5 protein-coding genes are annotated in these 4,328 nt (G+C 71.0%); 3 read left to right on the plus strand and 2 right to left on the minus strand.

What is annotated here, in order from left to right; all coding sequences use genetic code 11:
• The 3 genes from ACXAID_RS27180 to ACXAID_RS27190 form a co-directional block, all read left to right on the plus strand.
• Nucleotides 1-235: TilS substrate-binding domain-containing protein (locus ACXAID_RS27180; RefSeq protein ID WP_475025280.1), on the plus strand; the 235-nt coding region annotated here is incomplete at its 5' end.
• A gap of 49 nt (nucleotides 236-284) precedes the next feature.
• On the plus strand, nucleotides 285-866 hold the full coding sequence (gene hpt / locus ACXAID_RS27185) for a hypoxanthine phosphoribosyltransferase (RefSeq protein ID WP_475025281.1): 582 nt from the start codon (nucleotides 285-287) through the stop codon (nucleotides 864-866).
• Between the two features lie 46 nt (nucleotides 867-912).
• Nucleotides 913-3,132, plus strand: a complete 2,220-nt coding sequence (locus ACXAID_RS27190; protein ID WP_475025284.1) for a molybdopterin-dependent oxidoreductase — start codon at nucleotides 913-915, stop codon at nucleotides 3,130-3,132.
• Here ACXAID_RS27190 and ACXAID_RS27195 read toward each other — a convergent pair.
• Both ACXAID_RS27195 and ACXAID_RS27200 read right to left on the minus strand, forming a co-directional pair.
• Nucleotides 3,125-3,874, minus strand: coding sequence for an SIMPL domain-containing protein (locus tag ACXAID_RS27195; protein ID WP_475025282.1), 750 nt, complete (start codon nucleotides 3,872-3,874; stop codon nucleotides 3,125-3,127). The two genes, ACXAID_RS27190 and ACXAID_RS27195, sit on opposite strands and share 8 nt — an antisense overlap.
• 10 nt (nucleotides 3,875-3,884) lie before the next feature.
• Nucleotides 3,885-4,328 (minus strand): alpha/beta fold hydrolase (locus tag ACXAID_RS27200; RefSeq protein ID WP_475025283.1); only part of this gene is annotated, 444 nt, incomplete at its 5' end.

Consider the following 4,328-nt stretch of genomic DNA (forward strand, 5'->3'; position numbering starts at 1 on the left):
GTCGGTGGCCGACCTGAGCGGGCTGGCTCCCGCGGTGCGCCGGCGCGCCATCCGGGCGTGGCTGCTGGCCGGCGGGGCCGGCGGACTGACCGACACCCACATCCGCGGCGTCGACGCTCTGGTGACCGCATGGCGCGGCCAGGGTGGGGTGGCGGTGCCCGGGCCGCATCCCGGTCGGCGGCTGTTCGCCGGGCGGCGGGACGGGGAATTGATCTTGTTCGTCGAACCGGTGTGACGCCCGGCGCCGTCCACCCGGCGCCGCCGCGGTCGGACACCGCTACGCTGTGAGCGTGCCTGCGCATCGTCCGGAGCTGTACCCCGGGGACATCAAGTCGGTGTTGCTGTCGGAGGAGCAGATCCAGTCCAAGACCGCCGAACTCGGGGCGCAGATCGGCGCCGACTACGGCGACGCGGCCTCGGCCCAGGATCTGCTGCTGATCACGGTGCTCAAGGGGGCGGTCATGTTCGTGACCGACCTGGCCCGGGCCATTCCGCTGCCCACCCAGCTGGAGTTCATGGCGGTCAGCTCCTACGGCTCGTCGACGTCCTCGTCCGGTGTGGTGCGCATCCTCAAGGACCTCGACCGCGACATCCACGACCGCGACGTGCTGATCGTCGAGGACATCGTGGACTCCGGTCTGACGCTGTCCTGGCTGCTGCGCAACCTGGCCACCCGCCATCCGCGCTCGCTGCAGGTCTGCACCCTGCTGCGCAAGCCCGAGGCGGTGCGCGCCGACGTCGACATCAGCTACGTGGGCTTCGACATCCCCAACGAATTCGTCGTCGGCTACGGCCTGGACTACGCCGAGCGCTACCGCGACCTGCCCTACATCGGCACGCTGGACCCGAAGGTGTACCAGGACTAGTCGGGACACCGGCGGCTGGCGCACAATGCCAGTCATGACGCCAGATGTGACCGAGACCGCACTGCGCATCTGCCCGCTCTGCGAGGCAACCTGCGGCCTGACCCTGACCGTCGAGGACGGCCGCGTCGTCGGTGCGCGCGGCGACCGCGACGACGTGTTCAGCGCGGGTTACATCTGTCCGAAGGGTGCGAGCTTCCCCGAACTGGACAACGATCCGGACCGGTTGAGTGCCCCGCTTGTTCGCCGGGACGGCGTTCTGACCGAGGTTTCCTGGGACGAGGCGTTCGCCGCGGCGGCCGACGGTCTTGCCGCCGTGCTGCGCGACCACGGCGGCGCCTCGGTCGGGGTGTACGTGGGCAACCCCAACGCTCACACCGTCGCCGGAGCGTTGTACCCACCGCTGATCATCCGCGGGCTGGGGACTCATCAGGTCTACTCGGCGAGCACGCTGGATCAGATGCCCAAGCACGTGTCGCTGGGGCTGATGTTCGGCAGCCCGGTGGCGTTCACCGTGCCCGACCTCGACCGCACCGACTACCTGGTGATCATCGGGGCGAACCCACTGGTGTCCAACGGGAGCCTGGCCACCGCCGCCGACTTCGGCGGGAAGCTGCGGGCGTTGCGCCGCCGCGGTGGCCGGCTGGTGGTCGTCGATCCCGCCCACACCCGCACCGCGGCACTGGCCGACCGGCACCTCGCACCCCGGCCCGGCACCGATGCGGCGTTGCTGTTCGCGATCGTGCACGTGCTCTTCGACGAGGACCTGGTGTCCCTCGGTGCGCTCGCCGACCACGTCACCGGGGTCGACGAAGTACGCGCCCTGGCCGGCGATTTCGCCCCGGAGGTGGTCGCCGGATACTGCGGGATCGACGCCGCCGACATCCGCACCCTGGCGCGCGAACTCGCCGGGGCACCCTCGGCGGCGGTGTACGGCCGGATGGGCACGTCGACCGTCGAGTTCGGCACGGTGGGCAGCTGGCTGGTCGACGTGGTCAACGTGCTGACCGGCAACCTGGACCGCCCCGGTGGGGCGATGTTCCCGCTGTCGCCGGTGGCACCCGCACCGCGTGGGCGCCGGCCCGGCCGGGGTTTCCGCACCGGGCGGTGGCGCAGCCGGGTGTCGGGCCATCCCGAAGCGCTCTCCGAGCTGCCGGTCGCGGCGCTGGCCGAGGAGATCGAGACACCCGGCGACGGGCAGATCAAGGCGATGATCACCATCGCGGGCAACCCGGTGCTCTCCGCGCCGGACGGCGACCGGCTCGACCGCGCGCTGGCCGGGGTCGGGTTCATGCTGAGCGTCGACCCCTACCTCAACGAGACCACCCGCCACGCCGACGTGGTGCTCCCGCCCCCGCCGCCGTCGCGCAGCCCGCACTTCGACTTCGCGCTCAACAACCTCGCCGTGCGCAACAACGCGCGCTACTCGCCGCCGGTGCTGCCGTTGCAGGGCCGCCCCTCCGAGGCCGAGATCCTGTCCCGCATCGCGTTGGTGCTCTACGGGATCGGTCACGACGGCGACCCGGCGCTGGTCGACGAACAGGTGATCGCGACCACGCTGGTCAAGGAGACCGCCGACACCGGGTCGCCGGTGGCCGGCCGATCGGTGGACGAGCTCACCGCGATGCTTCCCGACGGACCGGGCTACGAACGCAGACTCGACATGATGCTGCGGGTCGGGCCCTACGGCGACGCGTTCGGCACCCGCCCCGACGGGCTGACCCTGGCCAAGCTCAAGGCCGCGCCGCACGGATTGGACCTCGGCCCGTTGCAGCCGCGGCTGCCCGACGTGCTGCGCACCCCGTCGGGCCTGGTCGAGCTGGCGCCCCCGCAGCTGGTCGAAGACGCTGCGCGGCTACGTGATTCGCTGGTTCGCCGCGGCGAGCGATTCGTGCTGATCGGGCGGCGGCATCTGCGCTCCAACAACAGCTGGATGCACAACCTGCCCGCCCTGTCGGGCGGCACCAACCTGTGCACCCTGCAGATGCATCCCGACGACGCCGCCGAGTTGGGGGTGTCGGACACGGCCGTGGTCAAGGGGCCCGGCGGTGAACTGGTGGTGCCCGTCGAGATCACCGCCGACATCCGCCGCGGTGTGCTCTCGCTGCCGCACGGCTGGGGACACGACCGCGGTGGCACCGGTCAGGCGCTGGCCGCCAGCCGGCCCGGGGTGAACGCCAACCAGCTCAACGACGGTTCGGTGCTCGATCCGCTGTCGGGCACCGCGGTGCTCAACGGGATACCCGTCGATGTGAGTCCGGCTAGCTGAGCTCCCAGACCACGGTCACCGAGAAACCGACCGTCTGCTGGCCCGGTTCCAGCGGCACCGCGGCCTCCAACGCGCCGCGCGGCACCGGTATCGGCATCGGCGGTGTGCTGCCGCCCGATTCGGAGATCGAGACGACCTTGCCCAGGCTCATCCCGGCCAGTTCGGCGTACTGGTCGGCGCGGTCCTGGGCATCTTCGAACGCGCGGGCCCGGGCGTCGCGCACCAGCTGGGAATCGTCTTCGATCGAGTAGCTGATCGAATTGATCCGGGTGGCGTTGCCGCCGGTCTCGACGATCAGGCCGATCGCGTCGGATGCCTGGTCCAGATCGCGGATCTTGACGTTGATCGAGTTCGTGGCGCGGTAGGCGGTGATCGTGTTGTCCTCGGGGCCGAACTGCGGCTGCAGGCCGGCCTCAGTGGTGGCGATGTCGGCCTGGTCGATGTCGAGGTCGATCAGCCCGTCGATGACGGCCTGCTGGCGCTCGTTGGTCAGGTTCATCGCGGCGGTGGCGTCGGGGGCGAGGAACTCCATCGAGGCGTCGAGGGTCAACGTGTCCGGGGTGCCCTCGACCTGCCCGGAGCCGACGACGGTCACCTGCCGGCCCTCGGCGCCGGGGGCGGTTGCGTTGTCGGTGGGGCCGGACTGGGCGTCACACCCGCTGAGGGCGAGCGCGGCCAGCGCTGCTGCGCCGGCCGCGATGAGTTGTGTCCTGGCTGATTTCGCGGTCGCTGCGATCGGCATGATCTGCACCCTAGTGCCAGGCCGGAAGCGACCCGAAGAACTCCAGCAGCAGGCGGGTCACCTCGCCGGGACACTCCTCGGTCAACCAGTGGCCGGCGCCGTCGATCAGCACTTCGCGGTAGTCGCCGCTGACCACCTCGGCGACCCGGTGGCGCGGCGTGTACGCCAGCGTCGCGTCGGCGGCTCCACCGATGAACAACGCGGGCACGGCGATCGTGGGCGCCGCGGTGGTGGCGGTGATCTCCCAGTTGCGGTCGAAACACCGGTACCAGTTCAGCGGTGCGGTGAACCCGCCGCGGGTGAACTCGTCGACATAGACCTCGAAGTCCTCTCGCGTGATCCAATCCGGCAACCCCCCGGGTTCCGGGATGCGGGCGATGAACCCGTCGGGCCCGGGGGCGAGCATGCGCGCCGCCGCGGCGTCGTCGCCGGGCCGGGCGGACGCGAACAGGCG

The sequence above is a fragment of the Mycobacterium sp. ABE4_509 genome, from assembly GCF_056160785.1.